This is a genomic window from Aquimarina sp. AWH4_224 (assembly GCF_056160245.1).
In genome coordinates this window covers 174,889-198,005 of record NZ_JBSWWU010000005.1, presented here as the reverse complement: position 1 = coordinate 198,005, position 23,117 = coordinate 174,889, and the positions used below count along the sequence as shown (strand labels likewise).

16 protein-coding genes are annotated in these 23,117 nt (G+C 35.9%); 12 read left to right on the top strand and 4 right to left on the bottom strand.

The annotated features are described in order from the left end of the window. Nucleotides 1–118: 118 nt before the first annotated feature. From ACXAGJ_RS11835 to ACXAGJ_RS11825, 3 genes are all read right to left on the bottom strand, one after another. Nucleotides 119–1,405, bottom strand: coding sequence for a carboxypeptidase-like regulatory domain-containing protein (locus ACXAGJ_RS11835; RefSeq protein WP_474840087.1), 1,287 nt, complete (start codon nt 1,403–1,405; stop codon nt 119–121). 127 nt (nt 1,406–1,532) lie between these two features. Continuing rightward, nucleotides 1,533–2,933, bottom strand: coding sequence for an ATP-binding protein (locus ACXAGJ_RS11830; RefSeq protein ID WP_474840085.1), 1,401 nt, complete (start codon nt 2,931–2,933; stop codon nt 1,533–1,535). A 218-nt stretch (nt 2,934–3,151) separates the two neighbouring features. Further along, nucleotides 3,152–3,685, bottom strand: a complete 534-nt coding sequence (locus ACXAGJ_RS11825) for a hypothetical protein (RefSeq protein WP_073316352.1) — start codon at nt 3,683–3,685, stop codon at nt 3,152–3,154. A gap of 528 nt (nt 3,686–4,213) precedes the next feature. On the opposite strand from ACXAGJ_RS11825, the gene ACXAGJ_RS11820 reads away from it, so the two are divergent. Beyond that, nucleotides 4,214–6,271 carry a M13 family metallopeptidase gene (locus ACXAGJ_RS11820; RefSeq protein WP_474840083.1) on the top strand — a complete coding sequence of 686 codons (2,058 nt, stop codon included), beginning with the start codon at nt 4,214–4,216 and terminating at the stop codon, nt 6,269–6,271. Nucleotides 6,272–6,322: 51 nt separating this feature from the next. Here the strand turns inward: ACXAGJ_RS11820 and ACXAGJ_RS11815 are convergent, their stop codons facing one another. Continuing rightward, nucleotides 6,323–6,967: a hypothetical protein gene (locus tag ACXAGJ_RS11815; protein WP_073316353.1), complete on the bottom strand. Its 645-nt coding sequence runs from the start codon at nt 6,965–6,967 to the stop codon at nt 6,323–6,325. A gap of 113 nt (nt 6,968–7,080) precedes the next feature. Between ACXAGJ_RS11815 and ACXAGJ_RS11810 the strand changes: the two genes are divergently transcribed. The 11 genes from ACXAGJ_RS11810 to ACXAGJ_RS11760 all read left to right on the top strand — a co-directional run bounded on the left by ACXAGJ_RS11810 (nt 7,081) and on the right by ACXAGJ_RS11760 (nt 23,114). Then, nucleotides 7,081–8,415 (top strand): aspartate kinase, encoded by a 1,335-nt coding sequence (locus ACXAGJ_RS11810; protein WP_474840081.1) that lies wholly within the window; start codon nt 7,081–7,083, stop codon nt 8,413–8,415. Between the two features lie 569 nt (nt 8,416–8,984). Continuing rightward, a complete protein-coding gene (locus ACXAGJ_RS11805) occupies nt 8,985–9,743 on the top strand; it encodes a hypothetical protein (protein ID WP_474840079.1) in 759 nt (252 codons plus the stop codon). A 3-nt stretch (nt 9,744–9,746) separates the two neighbouring features. Continuing rightward, on the top strand, nt 9,747–12,503 hold the full coding sequence (locus ACXAGJ_RS11800; RefSeq protein WP_474840077.1) for a carboxypeptidase-like regulatory domain-containing protein: 2,757 nt from the start codon (nt 9,747–9,749) through the stop codon (nt 12,501–12,503). 12 nt (nt 12,504–12,515) lie between these two features. Further along, entirely contained in the window at nt 12,516–13,700 is a 1,185-nt protein-coding gene (locus ACXAGJ_RS11795; RefSeq protein WP_474840075.1) for a DUF4249 domain-containing protein, read from the top strand. Between the two features lie 64 nt (nt 13,701–13,764). Continuing rightward, nucleotides 13,765–14,892, top strand: a complete 1,128-nt coding sequence (locus tag ACXAGJ_RS11790; protein ID WP_474840073.1) for a DUF4249 domain-containing protein — start codon at nt 13,765–13,767, stop codon at nt 14,890–14,892. A gap of 16 nt (nt 14,893–14,908) precedes the next feature. Next, on the top strand, nt 14,909–16,096 hold the full coding sequence (locus ACXAGJ_RS11785; protein ID WP_474840071.1) for a DUF4249 domain-containing protein: 1,188 nt from the start codon (nt 14,909–14,911) through the stop codon (nt 16,094–16,096). Between the two features lie 46 nt (nt 16,097–16,142). After that, the gene (locus tag ACXAGJ_RS11780; protein ID WP_474840069.1) at nt 16,143–17,285 is read left to right on the top strand and encodes a DUF4249 domain-containing protein; all 1,143 of its coding nucleotides are present in this window, start codon (nt 16,143–16,145) and stop codon (nt 17,283–17,285) included. A 12-nt stretch (nt 17,286–17,297) separates the two neighbouring features. Next, nucleotides 17,298–19,040 (top strand): hypothetical protein, encoded by a 1,743-nt coding sequence (locus ACXAGJ_RS11775; RefSeq protein ID WP_474840067.1) that lies wholly within the window; start codon nt 17,298–17,300, stop codon nt 19,038–19,040. A 74-nt stretch (nt 19,041–19,114) separates the two neighbouring features. Next, a complete protein-coding gene (locus ACXAGJ_RS11770; RefSeq protein ID WP_474840065.1) occupies nt 19,115–20,653 on the top strand; it encodes a YifB family Mg chelatase-like AAA ATPase in 1,539 nt (512 codons plus the stop codon). An 85-nt stretch (nt 20,654–20,738) separates the two neighbouring features. Continuing rightward, the gene (locus ACXAGJ_RS11765; protein ID WP_474840063.1) at nt 20,739–21,890 is read left to right on the top strand and encodes a DUF2891 domain-containing protein; all 1,152 of its coding nucleotides are present in this window, start codon (nt 20,739–20,741) and stop codon (nt 21,888–21,890) included. Then, on the top strand, nt 21,891–23,114 hold the full coding sequence (locus tag ACXAGJ_RS11760) for an Nramp family divalent metal transporter (RefSeq protein WP_474840061.1): 1,224 nt from the start codon (nt 21,891–21,893) through the stop codon (nt 23,112–23,114). Nucleotides 23,115–23,117: the final 3 nt, after the last annotated feature.

Here is a 23,117-nt window from a genome sequence, read left to right as displayed (position 1 = left end):
CCCTAGAGTAAAAGTAGCAAAATTACAACGTTCATTAGTAAATGAATATTATAAATTATCACATAAAAAAAAGAATGCACATTGTGCATTCTTTTACTTTATTCTATAAAAAGATGTTTTAGTTTAGTTTTCTAAGTTGTTTTTGAATTTTTTTGATTGCAGATTCTATTGATTTTTCGGGTTCGATCACATTGTATTCTCCCCAAAATCTTGGATCGGAAAACCCAGAAGCTTCATCATTAATCACTACAGATGATTTTAATCGATCTTTTACCCTTATGGTTTCGTTATTGTTGTTCTTTTTCCAATCTGTAACGGCCATTTCAACATTTAGTTTATAAACCGAGTTAAACAGTTTCTTTTTCCAGTTGATTTTGATAGCAAGATCAATTCTCCCATAACCATAGTACCACTTTCCATCTTTTTCTCGATAGTCTATGTTATACGAAGCCTCTGTAGGTTGCACTCTAGCATTTCTTGGCTTCTTTCTTACAAACATTCTACGCACTTCTTCTTTATTATCCATATTAAGACTGAAAACAGCTTTGGTCATTGCTAGAGTCTCGGCATCGATATATAATTTTCCACGATAAAGAGGTTCAACAATGTGAGGTCGTTGCTTGAATTTTAGGACATAAATATATTTGTCATTGATCTTGGTGGATTTGTCGAAACTAAACTCATAGGTTTCAATCATATTCTCAGTAAAAAGAATTTCTGGATTCTTCATAACATCAATATACAATGTGCTGGTTGGTCCTCCTTGTAGTTTCACGGTAAGCGTATCCAGTTTCTTATAGTCTGCACTTTTCCTAGCTTTATAGAGTTTTATCGCGTCTGTTCTGGCAGATTTATAAGGGTTTTTGTATACATCTACAACAGCTTCAGAAAGAGAAACATAGGTTCTTCTTTTTTTAATAGTTTCCCGATAAAAGGCAGTCATTATGGTGTTGTCACTTAGGTAATTGGTGCCTTTCTTTTTCATCACGGCCCGTATCAAAGCCTCTGGATCTCTGGGATCGATATTGACCTCAGATAACTCGGTAATGGTTGGATCCAATTCGATGGTTAGTAATTGACCATTAAAGGCTGATAATTGAACACTTTGGTCATTATATCCCAAGTGAGAAACGGTAATTTTACCATCAGCTTTGTCTTTAGGTACTTTTAAAAGAAAATCTCCTTCGTCATTGGTAATTGTCGAAATGTTGGTGCCTTGCAAAGATATCGTAGCAGAAGAAATGGGTTTGTTGGTGTTTTTGTCAACAACCAATCCTTCGTACTCATTGTAATTTGCTTGATCAACTTGATAGGCTTGTATATTTGTTGAATATCCAATAATCAAAAATATAAACAAGGAAAAGGTCAGGTAATTTTTACGTATAAGCATACTTTTTTTGTTCATAGCTCCAGTTTTTAGGTTCTACATACTCGATCATGATTGAGATGACTCTCCAAGATACGCATTTTTGAGGACCTAAAGTTTTATAAAATAGTTAAAAAATACCTTAAAAGGAATGCTATTACTGGGATTAATGGATGTTATGGTGATTTCCAAACCAGTTTTTTAGCTTGATATTCAGAATTTCTGTCGTAAAAGGCTTGGTGATATAATCATCCAACCCTTTTGCTATAAAGCGCTCGGCATCCCCAGGAAGAGCATTGGAGGTAAGTGCAATGATCGGAGGAACTTTTTTGTGATTTTTTCGAAGCTGTTCGCAAGTTTGTACCCCATCCAAATCGGGTAGATTGATGTCCATTAGGATTAAGTCATATTTACCCTCTTCAAACATTTCTACTGCCTTTTTTCCGCTTTTAGCAACATCTGCGGTGCATCCTAAATACTTCAATATCTGGTTGGAGACCAAAATACTGGTTTCAGAGTCTTCTACCAATAACACATGGAGATCGTATTTTTGATCTTCGTTATCTATGGAGGTCTTGTTAGGCTTTTCAGGATCGATGTCAGAAATCTTAGTCTTGAAGGTGAACCAAAAATTACTTCCTTTTCCGAGTTCACTTTTTACACCCAATTTACCATCCATAAGGCTCACCAATTTTTTGCTAATAGTAAGCCCAAGACCGCTGCCTTCACCAGCCAAAATAGCTTCATCATGAAACTGGCTAAATCGGTTGAATAAAGCCTCTTGATCTTTTTTGCTAATCCCAATACCAGAGTCAATGACCTCTATCTTGACATGGATTTCTTTTCCCTTTTTTGCGTGCAAAGAGGAAACTATTTGGATAGTGCCTTCGTCGGTAAATTTAATAGCATTACCTATTAGATTAGATATGATCTGGGTTAATCGGTTACCATCGGCAATAATATGCTGAGGTAATTTCTCAGAATAGTCTTGTATGATTTGAATTCCTTTTGCTCTAGAGGTAGCAAGAAAAAGATCAGAGTTTTGTTGAATAAGTTGTTGCAAGTCAATATCCTTTGGGAGTAACTTGAGTTTGCCTTCTTCTATTTTGGATAAATCTAAAATTTGGTTCAGAATTTCAAGTAGATTTAAAGAAGATTGGTGTATGGTATTTACGTATTCCTTTTGCAAATTATCCAATTCAGTGTTTTTGAATAGAAGGTCGATCATTCCAACAACGCCTACCATAGGAGTCCTGATTTCATGACTCATATTGGCTAGAAAATCCTGTTTGAATTTTGAAGCTTTTAAAATTTGATTATTTTTTTCTTTTAGTTTATCAAGATTCCTTCCTCCAAACATGGCAAACAAACCAAGGAAAAATGGGGCTGTATCAATGATATAATGAATAGGATAATTTTTTTGAACAAAGACTGCAGATTCCAAAGAAAACTCTAAACCTAATTTTGCAATATCAAGACAAGTGGCTAGTACCGGGAATAGACATCCAAAGAATATCCCGTATAACGTATATTTAGTGGTTTCAGTTTTCAACCAAGAGGTTTGCATAGTACAACTTTTTGGTTTAGTTCTTTACTTTAATGACTCTAAAAGTAATACAGGTATCAGGGGGTATCAATAGAGGATTACGGGCTAAATATAAGTTTTTTTTTGAAACCTGATCGTTTGTCTCAATTTGAGGACCTTTTGAGCGAGAGGAAAGAACAAGAAAAATCCGTGGTAACGCATTACCACGGACTTGTATTACCTTACTTTTAATGATTGTGTTATCCTTTGAAAACGTATTTTTTAAGCTTATATCCTTCCACTTTGATTAAATAAGTTTTAGGATCTACTAAGTAGTGGATGTAATCATCCACCTGACCTTTATCAAGAAGTCTTCCATCCAAAGTATACAGAGAATATTTCAAACCTTGCGGTACTTCTATGATATGTCTGAACGTTTTTTGATCTGTAGTTTGTTGGCAGGTGTTATCAGCCAAAAATCTGTTGATAAAAGTTATTCTTCCTTCTTCGTTTCCTTCAAGGGTAACTGTAGCAGAACTGTCTACATCAATAACTCCATTACCGGTTAGGTCTCCCAGAATTATTAAACAAGCATTTCTTATTTTAATCCGTGCTCCATCTTCAATATGCAGACTCTCCGTGATGAAAATTACGCCTTCGTCAGTGTTTTCATCCAAACCATCGATTACAGTATTTTCTGTAACAGACATCAACTTATAAGAGATGTCAATTTTTGTATTCGCGAATACAACGCTTGTTAAGAACAAGGCAATTAGGGGTAAAAGTGTTTTCATAAAGTTTTGTTTTAGGGTTAAACCATTGTTTTAGTAAGTAAAAACTTACAAGTAATGATTTTTTTTCGTTGTAAAACACAAAATCAACGACAATATACAACATTTTGGATTAAAATCATACTTTTGGTCGGATTAAAATTGAGTTTTTTAAAGATGGTTTAAATGTAGTTACGGGAAAACCGCATTGTTACTAGGATTGTCAGTAGTGACTTTTTTTTGATTTTTTTAACTTTTTTTTAGTAGTTGGGGCTTATTAGATTGATTTTTAGTAGTCAAAGTGCTTCAAAGAGCATTATTTCAAAAAAATAAAAAATGTGCATTTTTTTTGGACTTTTTGTTCTAAAATACTGGTAATGAATACTACAACTTCATGAATCAAATCTTATTTTTTCGTTAAAACTTCAGTCAATAGCATTGAGGGAATAGCATTTTGTATAAATTACGCGCCATAAAAACGTAACGAATTCGCAATTCTTACGTCATATTTTAGATAACTAATCTTAATTTACTAAAAGAATGAGTGTAAAAATGAAAAATGTTTATTTTTTGGTAGCATTTGCAATTGCCTTTGTGAGTTGTAAAAATGAAACAAAGCAAGAAGAAGAAGTTGCCAAAGTAGAAAAAATCCCAGGTATTGTTCTTGAGAATATGGACACTACTGTAAACCCCAAAGATGATTTCTACAATTATGTAAACGGAAATTGGATGAAGAACACTGAAATCCCTGAAGATAGAACCCGTTGGGGAGGTTTTGGTGTACTTCGTAAAAAGACAGATGATGATGTTTTGGGTATCATTAAAGAAGCTAAGGAAAGCGGAAAATATGCAGCTGGAACAGATCAGAACAAAGCGATCTTGATTTTTGAAGCAATAATGGATACTGTTGCCAGAGATAAAGCTGGTATAGAACCTTTAAAACCAGTATTGGCTAAAATAGATGCTGTTAAAAGCATAGAGGATCTTGTTAATGTACTTACAAGCGAACCCGCAGCCTCTTCTCCTTATGTTGGTTTTACTTCATTTCCTGATTTAAATAACAGTGAAATCAATGCTCCTTATGTGTCTACAGGAGGACTAGGATTACCAGATCGTGATTATTATTTGGATCAGGATGATAAGTCCAAAGAAATAAGAGGACAATATGTAGATCATATCACTCGTATGTTGCAATATCTAGGAGATTCTGAAGAAGATGCACGTAGAGCTGCAGAAAAGGTATTAGCTATTGAGACTAAATTGGCTGAGCCTAGGTTGGATAAAGTTCAAAGTCGTGATGCTAGAAACTTTAATAACCCAAGAAGCATAGCGCAGCTTACAGAAATGACACCTGCAATAGATTGGAATAAATTCATAAAAGATCTTGGGGTTACCAAACAACTAGACACTGTAATGGTATTACAGCCTAAGTACATGACAGCGCTACAAGAGGTGATTACAGGAACTGATATTGAGGACCTTAAAACAGTAGTAAGATGGTCAACCCTTAATAGCGCGGCAGGAGCTCTATCTACAGAAATTGAAAAAGCAAATTGGGATTTCTATAGCAAAACCCTTAGAGGAGCTTTGAAACAAAGACCACTTAATGAACGTGCTTTGGCTAGAGTAAATGGTTCTGTTGGAGAAGCAATAGGACAGCTTTATGTAGATGCTAAATTTCCGCCAGAAGCAAAGGCTAAAGCGGAAAAAATGATAGCAAATGTTATCAAAGCTTACCAGAAAAGAATTGAGAAATTAGACTGGATGAGTGATAGTACCAAATTAAAAGCTATCGAGAAACTGGATAAATTTACAGTTAAGATAGGATATCCAGATGAATGGGAAGACTACTCAAAATTAGATATCAAAGAAGGAAATTCGAACTTTGATAATATGATTGCTGTCAACAACTGGAATTTCAAAAAGAGTATGGCAGAGATAGGTGAGCCAGTTGATAAAACTGAGTGGGGAATGTCTCCACAAACGGTGAACGCATATTTCAACCCATTATTTAACGAAATTGTGTTCCCTGCTGCTATTCTTCAACCTCCATTCTATAATTATACTGCCGATGAAGCTGTAAACTACGGTGGTATTGGAGCAGTAATTGGTCATGAAATTTCTCACGCTTTTGATGATTCTGGAGCTCGTTTTGATGCAGAAGGAAATCTTAAGAACTGGTGGACAGATGAAGATTTAAAAGCTTTTACCGAAAGAGGAAATGCACTTGCAGAACAATACGATAGCATTGAGGTACTTGATAGCGTATTTATCAATGGGAAATTCACTTTAGGAGAAAATATAGGTGACCTTGGTGGTGTTCTTGGTGCATTTGATGGTCTTCAGTTGCATTTTGCAGAAAATGGAAAACCTGAGCCGATAGATGGATTTACTGCAGAACAACGTTTCTTTATGTCTTGGGCAACAGTCTGGAGAACTAAGATTCGAGATGATGCGTTAAGAACTCAAATCAAAACAGATCCTCACTCTCCTGGAGGTGTTAGAGCGATTCAGCCTTTACTGAACGTACAAGCATTTTACGATGCCTTCGATATAAAACAAGGAGATCAAATGTATCTTGAGCCAGAGAAAAGAGTTAGTATTTGGTAAGATAGAGCAATAGAAATAAAAGTAAAACCCCGTCATCATGACGGGGTTTTTTTAGTTCTCTTTAATTTCATTCATCAACAAGAAGGCTTTGTTTACATAGTCTTTTTCCAGAAAAAGTGTAAAGTAATTAGAAGTTGATATAACTTCGAATACTGGAATACCTTCATAAGCTAATAGTTTAAATATATAGAAATAGAGTCCTATCACCTTCGAGTTGTCCTCGGGAAGAGCAATAGACATGGAAGATAAGTTGTCAGCAACAGAAATACAGGTTTCTTTTTTAAAATGTTTTTCTACAGTCTCTTTCAAAGATGAAGAGACCAGAATATTGCTCTCCTGAAAATTACTCGAATAGGTAAAATAGGCTTTGGTTTCGTCTTTCACACTATTAAGTAGATTAGATTGACTCGTTAAAATGGTATTTGAGTTCAAAAATGTATATTCGGTAATTCCAGATCTGACTACAATATCTCCAAGATTCCTTAAATTATCGATATGTTTGATACGCCTGGGGTGGTAACGGCGTAAAGCCATTACTATAGATCCTGGTTTTACAGGTTTTCTCATTATTTTTTCTACCTGTGGTAAAAGATCAACCGCAAGAGAACTAAAGTTGATGATATCTCTCGAAAGCGCATCTTCTAAGAAAGGTTGATGTCTAAGTATATTATGGACGCAATCTGTAATAGTCTTCATTGTTATATATTTAACATAATGTACAAATTTATGCTTTTTCTTTTAAATTATTTACACTGTGTGCGGAATTAACTAACTATGCACTGTTAAACAATTTACAAAAAGAATAGACGATGAAAATTTTAAAGTTTGGAGGAACTTCTGTAGGATCTGTTGAAAATTTACATAAGATCAAAAACATCCTTACTTCAGATGAAGATGAAAAAATTGTGGTGTGCTCTGCAATGTCAGGGGTGACAGACCATTTAGTGCGTCTAGTAGAGAGTGTAAGGTTAAAGGATACCGAAGCTATTACTAGAAGCTTACATCGTCTAGAGAGCAAACACAGTGATGTGATTGATGAATTGATCAAAAATCAGGAGGTTAAAGATGAATTAAAAGAAGGTTTATCTTCTATGATCACGGAGCTTTTCGAAATTGCTAATCAGGATTATTCTGAAATTGTAAATTCTCAGATCATCACTTACGGGGAGACGATACTTACTTTTATATTTTCGGGTTTTTTAAACCAAATTGGCGTTTCGAATGTGCTGTTGGATGCTAAGCAATTTATGCATGTAGGTGCCGTAGAAAATCCCGATATCGCTTTGGTAGGTAAGAAGATCAACAAAGTGCTATCAGATAATCTTCAATCCAGCATTTATATCACACAGGGATTTGTTTGTATTAATGAAGAAGGTAATTTGAGTCATCTGAAAAGAGGAGGGAGTGATTATACGGCTACGATTATTGGGGCTGCTATAAATGCATCAGAGGTTCAGATCTGGACCGATATTGATGGGTTGCATAACAATGACCCTAGATATGTTGATGAAACACATCCAATATCACACCTTACTTATAATGAAGCAGCAGAGCTTGCTTATTTTGGAGCCAAAATTTTGCATCCTCAAACGGTTTCTCCCGTAGTAAATAAGGATATTCCGGTTTTGCTGAAAAATACTTTTGATCCTGAAGCTCCAGGAACTATTATTTCTAACAAAACATATAGAAAAGGACTGAAAGCCATATCTGCAAAAGATGGGATCACCGCCATCAAAATTAAATCCAACAGAATGTTGATGGCTCATGGGTACTTGAGAAGAATCTTTGAGGTTTTTGATAATTATAAAACCTCTATTGATATGATTACTACTTCAGAAATTGCAATTTCTTTGACTATTGATGATACCACTAATCTTGATAAGATCGTGAAAGAAATTGAGAGTTATGCTGAAATAACGGTAGAGCAGAATCACAGTATTATATGTATCGTTGGAGAATCTGTGATCAATGATAAGAATTCGTATAAACTATTCGAAATATTAAACTATATACCTGTTCGTATGGTTTCTTATGGAGGTAGTAATAACAATATTTCAATTTTGGTAGATACCAAAGACAAAATACCAACATTAAGATTTTTGAACGAAAAACTATTTCAGGTTCAGCATGAAATAGTTGTATAATTGTTTGTTATGTAATTTGTACAAAAGCAAGGTAAAGGTTTTGATATCCATACGTAATATAAAATTCAAAGCTTGATCCTTGCTTTTTTACTCTTTTTCCATTCTTCCTACCTGTGTAGCAACTTAATGGTAGTAATATTTCGTTTTTATATCGATTGATTACATAGGTTAATATTTATAAATCTGTACTACCTTTTGTTGTATCTTATCTCTTACAGCACTTCCTTTGTTATCGAATGTGGTACTCTAGTGTTTGCCAAAAAGTATTTAGTATCCCGAAAAGACAAAGCGCTTTTTTTTGATTTTCTTAAGAAAATTGTAGGCAACCTTTTTAATTTATAGGGTCTTAAGGGTAATAAAAGCGTTAAAGCCAATTCTAGATTACAAATTTTACTTGTTAAGGTTATGTTATTTTAATGTAGGGGAGGTTTTAATAAAACTTTATTGAACTATATTTAAAATTCGAATAGTCAGGGAACAACCATAGTCATAACATTTCTTTTCTCTTGTATTGATACGTATAGTAGATGTGCAATGATAAGTTTGTTGGACTACACCAAATCAATTTTATGTGCGTGAATAATACTTACTCTTTTCTTGTCGGGCTACTTTTTTTTTCATTGTTAACTCCTGGGCTTACCACTTTACAAGCACAGACAGATTCAGAAAAAAAGTCTTATTACAAATGGTTTGATAATTCTGTTGGAAATCAAAACACAGATCTGTACAACGGTACTATTTTTATTAATAGATATCGTACCATCGGAGAGAAACATCGATTTTTTGAAGTTGAAGACTTTTTAGAAGGAAATGTTACTTATGATGGAAATAATTACTATGACTTACCCATGCAATATGACGTGTATCAAGACCAACTTATCGTAAAGTTAAAACAAGGATATGCTGATATTGCCTTACAATTGATAAAAGATAAAGTAGACGCTTTTGAAATTGGTAAAACTCCGTTTGTTCGAGTTGCAAACGATAGTATGAAACAGATTGGATCAGACGGTTTTTACGAAGTGTTATTACAAGACCCTAAAATCACCTTACTAAAAAAACATAGTAAAGGTCGACAAAAGCGGGTAAGAAATGGACAATCTTATTACGATTTTGTAAGTAAAGTGAATTATGTGATTTACTACAAAGAGAAGTACTATCCTGCAAAAAGCAAAAGTGATGTTTTGGATGTTTTTCCTGAACTCAAGCAAGATGTAAATGATTATTATTCTTCTTCAAGAAAACTTCTTAAAACAAATCCAGATGCTTTTCGATCGGCATTATTCAAAAAAATGATAAGCCTAATTTCTAACACAAATAATTCTTAATTTATGAGAAAGTTACTATATACTTTAATTCTTCTTTCATTTCAAGTAACCTTCTCACAAAATCAAAATACAATTTCGGTAAACTTTACCGATGCTAGTATAGGAGAGGTGATCCAACAGATTGAAGCCAATAGCGATTATCATTTTTACTTTGTAGATGAATGGCTTGGAGATAAAAGAGTATCCGGAAACTATAATAACGTATCTGTACAGGAAGTGTTGGATGCTATTTTCAAGGATACTGTACTCAATTATTATCTTCTGGATAACAATGAGATCGTACTGATTAGAAACAATGTCATTTACGATGAATTGCCAGAAAACTTCTTTGGTAGAGAAAAAGTAGTAGAAAATACGGTTACCACAAGAAAAAAGAATATCAATCCATCGTTTTATGTGGAGCAAAAATCTTCAACCAGAACAGAGACATTTAGAATTGGTAAAGAAGATATCAATAGTACAAGAGAACGATATTCTTTAAGTGGATATGTTACCAATTTTAGAACTGGTAGACCTATCGGCAATTTGGCGATAGTAGTTTCAGGAACAAGTATTGGAACACAGACCGACAAGAATGGTTTCTATCAAATAGATTTACCCCCAGGGCAAAGTATTTTGGAGACCAGTTCTGTGGGTATACAAGACTCAAGAAAACGAGTTATTATTTATAACGATGGGGAATTGGATTTTGAGCTAGACGAAAGTTTAGAGCAATTGGATGAGGTGATTCTTGAAGGAAAAGTGAGTAAAAATGTTACGGAAACTATAACTGGAGCAGAAAAAATAGATGTTGAAGAGTCTAAGAACATTCCATTGGTGTTGGGAGAGCGAGATGTATTTAAGGTAGCAACGGCTTTACCTGGAATTTCTACTGCTGGTGAAGGTTCTGCTGGATTTAACGTAAGAGGAGGTAAGTCTGATCAAAACCTGATATTGGTAGATGATGCAGTAATCTATAGCCCACAACACTTTTTTGGAATCTTCTCGGCACTTAACCCTTTTTCTATAGAAGATGTAACAGTGTATAAAGGAAGTATTCCTGCTGAGTATGGTGGTCGATTATCTTCGGTTTTTGATATTAAATTAAAAGATGGGGATACCAAAAAATTTGGAGGAGAAGCATCTATAGGGCCTGTTACCGGTAATGTTGTTCTTGACATCCCTGTGATCAAAGACAAATCAGCGCTACAAATTGGAGGTAGAGGAGCATATGCCAATTACATATTGAGATCTTTGGACGACGAATCTTTAAAAGATAGTGAAGCTTCGTTCTATGATGCGAATGTAAAATATACACATCGATTTAATGATAATAATAAGCTTAGTGCTACGGGGTATATCAGTAGAGACGATTTTAGTATTACCTCAGATTCATTGTATATCTATAACAATAGACTATTATCGTTGAAATGGGATCATACCTTTAATGATAATAATAAAGGTAGTTTGGTTCTTTATAATAGTGAGTATAAGTTCAATATTGAGTTTGATGGCGGAGCAAATAACAACTTCGATTTGGGATTCTCTGTACAGGAAACAGAAGCCAAACTCAAAATGAATCATGCTTTCAATGATAAATATAGTCTGGATTATGGAGTGTCTAGCAAGTTGTATTCCATCGAACCAGGAAGAATAGACCCTTTTGATGAACAGTCTATTGTGACCCCATTAGCTATTCCCGAAGAACGGGCATTAGAATCTGCAGCATTTATTTCTGGTAAGTTGGATTTTACTGAAAAGTTTTCTGTAGATGCGGGATTCCGATTCTCTGTCTTTAACGCACTGGGAGAGGGGGTGCAACGTATATATGAAGATGGTAGACCTAGGAGTGAAGCCACTTTATTAGAAACACAGGAGTTTGATAAAAATGAAGTTATTGAAACTTACACCGGACCCGAAGCAAGATTGTCTTTGAGATATCTATTAAGACCTGATCTGTCGATAAAAGCAAGTTTTAATAATACGTTTCAATACATACATCGTTTATCCAATAATACAACCGTATCTCCCATTGATACCTGGAAACTTTCAGACCTAAATATAGAACCACAACAGGCAAATCAATATTCTTTAGGACTCTACAAGAATTTTGAAGATGATTTATACGAGTTAAGTATCGAAGGGTTCTATAAAGAGTCAGAAAACATTCTGGATTTTAAAACAGGAGCACAGATTTTATTGAATGAAACTATAGAAGCTGAAGTATTACAAGGAGAGGGCGAGGCCTATGGAGTAGAGTTTCTCTTGAAAAAAACCAAAGGAAAATTAAATGGATGGTTAGGGTATACGTACTCTCGTTCGTTTATCAAGTTGGATAGCCCATTCCCAGAAGAACGGGTAAATAACGGAGAATTTTTTCCTTCCAACTTTGATAAGCCTCATGATTTTAGTATGGTGGCCAACTATAAGTTTACCAAACGATTTAGTCTTTCTGCCAATTTTGTATATCAAACAGGAAGGCCGGTTACATTTCCGGTAGGAAATTTCTTTTTTAATGGATCGGAAACCGTAGTGTTTAGTGATCGTAATAGATTTAGAATTCCAGATTTTTATCGTTTGGATTTAGGATTTAATATTGAAGGAAATCATAAGAAGAAAAAGTTAGCGCATAGTTTCTGGACCATATCGATTTATAATGTGTTAGGACGTAACAACCCATTTTCAGTATTTTTTGTAACGGAAGATGGAGAGGTGAAATCTTTGCAAAGTTCTATATTTTCGATACCAGTACCATCGATAACATACAACTTCAAATTCTGATGTTTTTTTGATATGATGGTTAACAAAATATATCGATTGCTATTGCTGTCCGGGCTTGCCTTGGTATGCAATAACTGTGTCGAAGAATTTGATTTTGGAACTCAAAATTTTGAGGATATCTTGGTGGTAGACGCAAGGATAACCAACGAGGTGAAACTTCAGGAGGTTACTCTTTCTAGGACTTTTCGACTGGAGAATGAGGGGCCAGCGCCAGAGATTGGCGCTTCGGTTAGTGTTACCGATGATCGACAAAACGTATTTCAATTCTCCGAAACAACAGAGGGGCAATATGTTTCAAATGTAGCTTTTGCTGCAGAGTCGGGAGTGAATTATCAACTTCAAATTACCACATTAAATGGAAAATCATATACGTCTAGAGCGGTTACTTTACCACAACCTACGCCGATTGATGAATTGTATGTAGAACGTATCATTAATGATGATGGAGAAGAAGGTATAGGTTTTTTTGTGGATAGTTTTGATCCTACGGGGAATGCATTCTTTTATCGATACGAATATGAAGAAACCTATCAAACCATTCCACCACATTGGTTTGATCTGGATATAAAGGTGATTTCTAGAAATCCTCCTCAAATAGAGTTGGTAGCTAGAGAAAGAGAAGAAAGAGTTTGTTACAAAGCTGAACGTTCTAATCAGTTTATACTTAATACTACAAGTGATTTGACGGAGAATAGAGTGGAGCGTTTTATGGTACATTTTTTAACACCGTCAGACGTGAAATTAAGAGATCGGTATAGTATCCTGGTACGACAGTTTGTGCAAACACCAGAGGCGCATGAGTTTTTTGATACATTAAGTAATTTTTCGGATTTAGAAAGCTTGTTTTCTCAATTACAACCGGGTTTTGTAACGGGTAATATTCTGTCAGTAGAAGATCCTAATGAGAACGTTTTAGGTTTTTTTGAAGCCACTCCAATTTCAGAAAAAAGAATATTTGTCAATAGATTGGATTTGTTTCCAGAATCATTACGCCCAGAGTTTCCTGGAACCTGTTCTTTTTTTGAAGAATCAGACAGAGATGTAGCAGGAGTTATTGATGCTGTGGAAAGAAGGGGGTTAAAGTTAATTGCTGTTAGAGGTTCCTTTAGCACCAATGTTTATGATTTTACTAATAAGCTTTGTGGCGATTGTAATGTTTTAGGAAGTAATATTAGACCAGATTTTTGGGTGGATTAATGTTTTATGTTTTAAAGTGATATCGAAACAATTTACATATCGATTATTAATTCTTACTGTAGTTATGCAAGTGAGCCATAGTTGCGTAGAAGAATTTGAATTCGGTACCCAGAATTTTGAAGATATTTTGGTGGTGGATTCCAGAATCACAGACGAGCTAAAACCTCAAGAAGTTGGTCTTTCTCGTACCTTCCGTTTAGAAAATGAAGGGCCTCAACCCGAGACAGGTGCCACAGTTAGTATTGTTGATGATCAGCAAAATGTCTATTCCTTTTCAGAAACAGAAGCAGGAAACTATGTGTCTGATGTTGCGTTTAGAGCAATGTCTGGGATAAACTATCAGCTTCAAATCACCACAGAAGGAGGAGCATCCTACACCTCCAAACAAGTTCGTCTTCCACAGACTACTCAAATTGATGATTTGTATGCAGAGCCTATTGTTAATGATGATGGTGAAGAAGGCATTGGGATTTTTGTAGATAGTTTTGACCCGTCTGGAAATGCTGATTTTTATCGGTATGAGTATGAAGAAACCTTTCAAATTATTGCTCCTTTTTGGAGTAATCAGGATATTAACGTGATTTCTAGAACTCCTCCTGTATATGAAGTTGTGCAAAGAGAAAGAGAAGAGCGAGTATGCTATAAATCGGAGTTTTCTAATAGAATTATTTTAACCGAAACTACAGGGCTGAATGAAAATAATGTAGAACGCTTTATGGTAAATTTTGTTCCTACTTCAGATTTTAAAATCAGGGATAGGTATAGTATTTTAGTAAAGCAATTTGTGCAGTCCCAGGAGGCTTACGAATTCTTTGAATTGTTAAAAGATTTTTCGGATTTAGAGAGTTTATTATCTCAAATTCAGCCTGGTTTTGTAACAGGAAATTTAACTTCAGTAAACAGACCTGATGATAAAGTATTAGGCTTTTTTGAAGTAACCTCCGTTTCAGAAAAAAGAATTTTTATCAATAGAAGAGATTTGTTTCCTAGAGCAGACCGCCCTGCTTTTCCTTTAAATTGCACGCTTACAAGAATAGATAATGATAATCCTCAACGTATTGTGGATGCTGTAGAGCTTAGAGGTTTGAAATTAGTTGAGGTAGGAACGAATGGTGTTGTGCTAGTTTTTAAAAGTTGTAGTGATTGCACGGTTTTAGGGAGTAATATAAGACCTAATTTTTGGGAGGATTAAAAGCGTCATATTTGAAGTGATATCAAGAAAATACACATATCGATTATTGATTCTTACTGCGATAGTTCAGGTAAGCGATGGCTGTGTAGAAGAGTTTGAGTTTGGTACGCAAAATTTTGAAGATATTTTGGTGGTGGAATCCACAATCACAAACGAACTAAAATCACAAAAAGTATCTATTTCCAGAACTTTTCGCTTGGAGAATGAGGGCCCGGTACCAGAACAAAATGCTAGAGTATCTATTTTGGATGATCAAGGAACAACATATACATTTGTAGAAGAAAATCCTGGAGTGTATTTGTCTTCGAGTACTTTTACGGCAGAATCAGGGAGGTCCTACCAATTGCAAATTACTACGCAAGACGATAAATCGTATGCATCTCAATTCGTTACTTTACCGCAAGTAACCCAAATAGACGATATCAAGGCAGAGCGTGTTATTAATGACCAGGGAGTGGCTGGAGTTGGAATCCTGGTAGATAGTTTTGATCCAACAGGTAATGCAAATTTCTATCGCTATGAGTTCGAAGAAACGTATCAAATTATACCTCCTTTCTTTTCTTGTATACAATTAGCAATTATCTCAAATGACCCTCCAGTGATAGATATAGCTCCTCGTACACGAGAAGAACGGGTTTGTTACAGAACTGATATCTCTAATTCTATTATCCTGAATACGACAGGAGCGCTAGCCGAGAGTAATGTAAAAGACTTTGTGGTTCGTTTCATACCTCCCGATGATGCGGTGCTTCGTAATCGATATAGTATTTTAGTGAAACAGTTTGTGCAATCTGCAGAAGCGTATGAGTTTTATGAAACCTTGAGTAATTTTTCAGATTCTGAAAGTCTGTTTACTCAAATTCAGCCGGGATTTATAGAAGGTAATGTGCAATCTGTGGATAATCCAGATGAGAGTGTTTTAGGTTTTTTTGAAGCTGCTTCGGTATCCACGGCGAGAGTTTTTGTGGATCTTAAGGATGTATTACCAGGGGTGTTTCGTCCCGATTTTCAAGTAAGATGTGCTTTATTAAATCAACGAGGGGTAACAGATAACGAAATAAGAGAAATAATTAGATTGGTCGAAGGAGGATTTAGGTTGTTTACTTTTGATGCTACAACAAACGTATATTCCTTAGCGACGCCTATATGCACAGATTGTAATGTATTAGGTACAAATGTTCGTCCCGATTTTTGGGAAGATTAATTTTATGTAGACAATAATGATATTAAAAAGAAAAATAACTTGGTTTTTGATCATCATAAGTTTTGGTCTTATGATTAGTAGTTGTGTAGAAGAGTTCGAATTTGGGACCCAAAATTTTGAAGATATCTTGGTGATCGAATCAACAATTACCAACGAGGATAAAGCTCAAGAAGTGTTCTTGTCCAGAACTTTTCGTTTGGAAAGTAATGAGCCTGTTCCAGAACAAAATGCAACGGTTACAGTAACTGATGATCAGCAGACTTCCTATACTTTTGTTGAGGAAAGTCCAGGAAGATATGTTTCTTCTTCCACATTTGCTGCCATAGCTGGTCGAAATTATCAATTGCAAATTACAACGGCCGATGGGAGATCATATGCTTCCCGTTCTGCAACTTTACCACAAACTTCGCAAATTGATAATTTGTTTGCAGAACGTGTAGTTACAGATCAGGGGGTAGATGGTATTGGTATTCTTGTGGATAGTTTTGATCCTACTGGGAATGCTAATTTTTATCGTTACGAATTTGAAGAGACGTATCAGATCATACCTCCATTTTGGTCAGAGATAGAGTTAGATATTATTTCTTCAAATCCTCCGGAAGCCGAACTGGTGGCTAGATCAAGAGAAGAACGTGTTTGTTATCGCACACAGTTTTCTAATAATATTATTTTAACTACGACAAGTACATTGGCCGAAAATAGAGTGAGCGGTTTTAGAGTGCATTTTATAGAGCCCGATAATACCGTGCTAAGAAATAGATACAGCATCTTGGTAAGACAGTTTGTCCAGTCTGCGGAGGCGAATCAATTTTTTAATACGCTTAAAGAGTTTTCGGATTCCGAAAGTTTGTTTTCTCAGGTGCAGCCTGGTTTTGTTAGTGGTAATATACTTTCAGTAAACGATCCTGATGAAAATGTTTTAGGTTTTTTTGATGTAGCATCAGTGTCATCGGCAAGGATATTTGTTGAGTTGAAAGATTTTTTTCCGGATGCATTTCGCCCGGATTTTCCAATAGAGTGTATTTCAAATACTGAAACTGATTTAGGAGAGGTTATTCGTAGAGTAGAAGGCGGGTTTAGAGTTTTTGCTTTTGATCCTAATTCAGGTGAATACTTTTTGACTACACAGATTTGTACAGATTGTAATGTTTTAGGAACCAACGTCCGTCCAGATTTTTGGGTGGATTAAAATTTATACTAAATGACTAGACTTATTGTTTTATTAATTTTCATGGCGTCTTTGTTTGTTCAACAAACAATATATGGTCAATCTTCAGATAATGCGTATCAATCTATCCCAGAGGAACGTGTTTTTGTACATCATAATACTGCTTTTCTTTTTACTGGAGAGTATCTGTATTACAAGGTGTATTGCTTGGATTCCAAATCTAAAAAGCTTAGCGATCTTAGTAAGATGGGGTACGTCGAATTAGTAAATGAAAAGAAGAATGTCATTTTTAGGCATAAAATCAAACTAGAAAAAGGACAGGGACAAGGAGACTTCTTTATTCCGGTTTCTTTACCATCTGGCAACTACAAGTTGATTGGGTATACGCAATGGATGAAAAACTTTGGAGTAAGTGTATTCTATCAGGGAGATATAGCGATTGTTAATCCTTATCAAGGCGATCAAAAAGCGGTTTTGGTGGATACTATTTCTGGGCCGGTAACATCTAATAAAGAATCTCTTTTACCCAAAAACACAACCGGTTTGGAGTTGGTTACCAACAAAGACGCATTCAATAAAAGGGAGCAGGTGAGTTTGCTAATAAAAAGAAAGAACGGAATGCTGTCTAACGGAAGTTATTCTCTTTCTGTTAGAAAATTAGACACCATTGCTATTCCGAAAAAGAATACAGCATTGGATACTTATCAGGAGTTGTCTAATAATGTTTCCTTAAAAGATGGTTCAGGAGCAATTGTTCTTCCAGAGTTAAGGGGAGAACTAATATGCGGAGGTATTACAGCAAAAGAAACGAATTACAGTGTAGAAAATCAGAAAATAGGGTTTTCTGTTCCTGGTCAAGACTATGATATCAAGGTAACTACAACAGATGAAAATGGAAATTTTTGTTTCAATTTGGATAAACAATATGCAGAGGATAACGGATACATCCAGGTATTGGGGAATGAAAATCAGTATGATATTACACTGCAACCCGCTACTTCTTTGGACTACAAAGATTTGAAGTTTGACCGTTTTCAAATCACTAAGGAAATGAAAGATATGATTGTAAAACGTAGTGTTTATAATCAAATCCGAAATAGGTATTTTAGTGTGAAGCCGGATACCTTATATCCCGCCAAAGAAATCGCTCCATTTTATGGTAGTGATGTAGATGTTTATGATCTTGACGCCTATACCCGTTTTCCAACGATTAGAGAAACATTTGTTGAAGTTGTAGAAAATGTATGGATAAAGAAAATCAACGATGAAAAGTATGTGTTTCAAGTTCGATATAAGCATCCTCCGTATAATGAACCAGAACACTTGCCGTTGGTAATTATGGATGGGATGTTAATCCAGGATCATACAGATTTAGTAGAATTGGATGCTAGAAGAGTGAAAAGAATTTCTGTTTCAAGGGATAAGCACTATCTAGGATCATTACTTTTTCAGGGAATCGTAGATATTGAAACAGAAAAGGGAGATTATTACCAATCCATGTCCAAAAGTTATATACAAAAGGTGCCTCTTTTTAAACCATTACAAAAGAAAAAGTACTTTCAACAAGCCTATAAAGATGGCGTGCAGGATAGTCGCACTCGTATTCCAGATTTTAGGAATCAACTCTTATGGCATCCAGAAATAGCACTCCAGGAAGAAGAAACTAAGATCGATTTCTTTACTTCCAATAATACTGGAACTTTCGAAGTTGTCTTAGAGGGTTATTCTGATCAGGGGATACCAGTTTCAGTGAGAGAACGGTTTACCGTTCAATAGTGGTAGCGAATTTCATAGTTCCGTTTTTTGAAACTGTCGTGTACTAGTTTTGCTGAAAAGCAAACTATGTACATATGCTGATTAAGGTTTTTGGAAGCGCCGTTTTTGGGGTAGAAGCTACTACGGTTATCGTTGAGGTAAATATTAATAAAGGTATTGGCTATCATTTGGTGGGGTTACCGGATAATGCAATTCGGGAAAGCAGTTATCGTATTGCGGCAGCACTTCAGAATACGGGATTTAAACTTCCGGGTAAAAAGATCACCATCAATATGGCTCCGGCAGACCTTAGAAAAGAAGGATCCGCTTACGATTTAACTTTGGCGATAGGGATTTTGACAGCAAGTGATCAGATCAAAGGTGATCGGGTTGCTGATTATATGATTATGGGTGAGCTTTCTTTGGATGGAAATTTACAACCCATTAAAGGTGCTTTGCCTATCGCTATAAAGGCGAGAGAAGAAGGTTTTAAAGGCTTTATTTTACCTAAACAAAACGCAAAGGAAGCAGCTGTAGTGGATAATCTAATGGTCTATGGTGTGGAAAACATAAAGGATGTTATTCGCTTTTTTAATGATGAAGGAGAGTTGGAGCCAATTCAACTCGATACAAGAGATGAGTTTTACGCAGCTCTGGATAATCCTGAATATGATTTTGCAGATGTAAAAGGTCAGGAAAGTATCAAACGATGTATGGAGATCGCTGCAGCGGGAGGGCATAATATTATTTTGGTAGGACCTCCTGGAAGTGGTAAAACTATGTTGAGTAAACGATTACCGAGTATTTTACCTCCAATGTCCTTGCAGGAAGCGCTAGAAACTACCAAAATCCATAGTGTAGCGGGTCGTATAAAGGACAATATTGGCTTAATGGCACAACGTCCATTTAGGAGTCCTCATCACACTATTTCTGACGTTGCACTGGTAGGAGGTGGGGCTTATCCGCAACCAGGTGAAATTTCGTTATCTCATAATGGTGTTCTTTTTCTCGACGAACTCCCTGAGTTTAAAAGAAGCGTATTGGAGGTAATGCGCCAACCTTTAGAAGATCGTGAAGTAACTATATCCAGAGCAAAATTTACGGTTACTTATCCGTCCAGTTTTATGTTGGTCGCTAGTATGAATCCAAGTCCTGGGGGGTATTTTAATGATCCTGATTCTCCGGTCACCTCTTCTCCAGCAGAAATGCAACGTTATCTTAGTAAGATTTCTGGTCCATTGTTGGATCGGATAGATATACATATAGAAGTAACTCCTGTTCCTTTTGATAAATTGAGCGAAGAGAGAAAGGGAGAGCACAGTATAGAGATTAGAAAAAGAGTTATCGTAGCTAGAGAAATCCAAAGTCAGCGATTTTCGGAGATGAAAGGGATTCATTACAATGCGCAAATGGGAGTACAACAAATTAGAGCGTTTTGCAAGTTAAATGCTTCTTCCAAAAATTTGCTGAAAACGGCTATGGAAAGACTCAATCTGTCAGCTAGAGCTTATGACAGAATCTTAAAGGTGTCTAGAACCATTGCGGATTTAGAAACAGCCAAAGATATCCAGGAGCATCATATTTCTGAAGCTATCCAATATAGGAGTCTGGACCGCGATGGTTGGTTAGGATAGATTTTATGAACTATTTAAGGTTGTTATTAACAATCTGATTCGTAACCTTTTCAAAAATGATATTTTTAGAGATAAATGTTCTCCTATGTTACGAATTTCAAAGTGGTATCCAATGCTTTTTGTCATTTTAATACTTGCGTCTACGAGTTGCAAAAATGAAAACACACCAAACAATGAATCATCCGATAAACCAGAAGCTATTCCAAAAGAAGATGTAAATCCAATTCAAGCACCATTAGAGCTTACCTTGGATCAAGCAAATACCCTAGCCAATTTACCGTTGGATTGCATACAGGTAGAGTATCCAAATAAACTAAATCAAACCTTGGGAGGTAAAGAAAACCTTGGTGAGCCTAAAGCATTACACCCTGCTTTCTATGGTTGTTTTGATTGGCATTCTTCGGTTCATGGACATTGGTCTTTGGTGAAATTATTGAAAAAATTCCCTGACTTAGAAAAAAGAGAAGAGGCCATTGCAAAATTGCAACAGAATATTTCGGAAGAAAATATCGCCGCAGAAATAGCTTATTTCAAGGATAAGCATAACAAATCCTATGAGCGCACATATGGTTGGGCCTGGTTACTCAAGTTGGCGGAAGAATTACACAATTGGGACGATCCTGTTGCCAGAGAGCTAGAGGCGAATTTACAGCCGTTGTCTGATCTTATCGTTCAAAAATATATAGATTTCTTGCCAAAATTAAGATACCCGATACGAGTGGGAGAACATACAAACACTGCATTTGGGTTGTCTTTTGCCTGGGATTATGCCAATACGATTAATCACCAAGCACTTAAAAATAGTATAGAAAAGAAAGCTCGTGAGTTTTATCTGGATGATCAGGAATGTCCGATTACCTGGGAGCCTAGTGGATATGATTTTTTGTCTCCGTGTTTTGAGGAGATTGATATCATGAGAAGAGTGCTTGGAGTCGAAGAATTTGAACAATGGATTTCAAACTTTATGCCTCAGTTAAAGGAAAAAAACTTCAATATTGAAGTGGGGGAGGTTTCGGATCGAACAGATGGAAAACTAGTCCATTTGGACGGGCTTAACTTCAGCCGGGCATGGGTGTTGTATGGTTTAGCAAAACAGTATAAAGAATATGAGCATTTGTTCTATGTGGCAAACACACATGTCAACTATTCGTTGCCTAATTTAGTTGGAGATTCGTATGAAGGAGGGCATTGGTTAGGGTCATTTGCTATTTATGCACTTGATATTAATTCGAACTAGATGAAGAAGTTATTTTCTTTTATTGGACCAGGGACTCTAGTTACGGCTGCTTTTATTGGACCGGGAACGGTTACCGTCTGTACACTGGCAGGAGTACAATTTGGATTTACTTTATTATGGGCACTTGCACTTTCTGTAATTGCTTGTGTAATACTTCAGGAAATGGCAGCTCGACTAGGAGTGGTAACACAGCAAGGATTGAGCGAAGTGGTAAAAAATCAGTTTGAAGGTACTCCCATCATTAAATGGTTTTTTATCTCTATTATTATTGCGGCTATTTTTGTTGGAAACGCAGCTTACGAAGCAGGGAACATCAGTGGAGGAGTACTGGGGTTGTCTACCATAATAGAAGAGCCTACGATACAACTGGGAGGCTATGCTTTTAATTACCTCAGTCTGGTGATAGGGTTGCTGGCTTTTGTGTTGCTGTTTTTAGGGAATTATAAGGTGCTTGAACGTAGCCTAATTGTGTTGGTGTTGTTCATGAGTTTAGCTTTTATTATTACTGCGATAGCTACTCGGCCTAGTCTATCTGGTATTGTTAAAGGGTTTGTTCCTGATTTTTCTTCAGAAAAATTATTAATGATTATTGGTTTGATCGGTACTACAGTAGTACCCTATAATCTGTTTTTGCATGCCTCTTTGGTAAAGGAAAAGTGGAAAAATGCGGATCAGCTTCCAATAGCTAGAAAAGACACCATAACAGCAATCGTTTTGGGTGGTATTATGTCTATGGCTATAGTGATCTCTGGAGCAGCCATACAAAACACAGAAGTGCAAAGTGCAGCAGATCTCGCCAGAGGCTTAGAGCCAGTTTTTGGATCGGCTGCAAAATATATTTTATCTCTTGGGCTGTTTGCTGCTGGAATTACTTCGGCCATCACGGCACCATTGGCAGCTGCTTATGTAGTAAAAGGGTGTTTAGGGTGGAAAGATGGAGTGAAAAGTACACGGTTTAGATTGGTGTGGATGTTTATCCTGTTTCTGGGAGTGTTGTTTTCATCTTTAGGGATCAAATCCATCGAAGTTATTCGTTTTGCACAAGTGACCAATGGGTTGCTTTTACCTGTGATAGCTATCTTCTTATTATGGGTGATGAACAAAAAGAATATACTGGGTAAATATGTAAATACCACAACCCAAAATCTGATAGGAATAGTCATTGTCATAGTAACCCTCTTTTTGGGAATACGCAGTATCTGGAAAGTATTTGAAAATTTGTAAGAA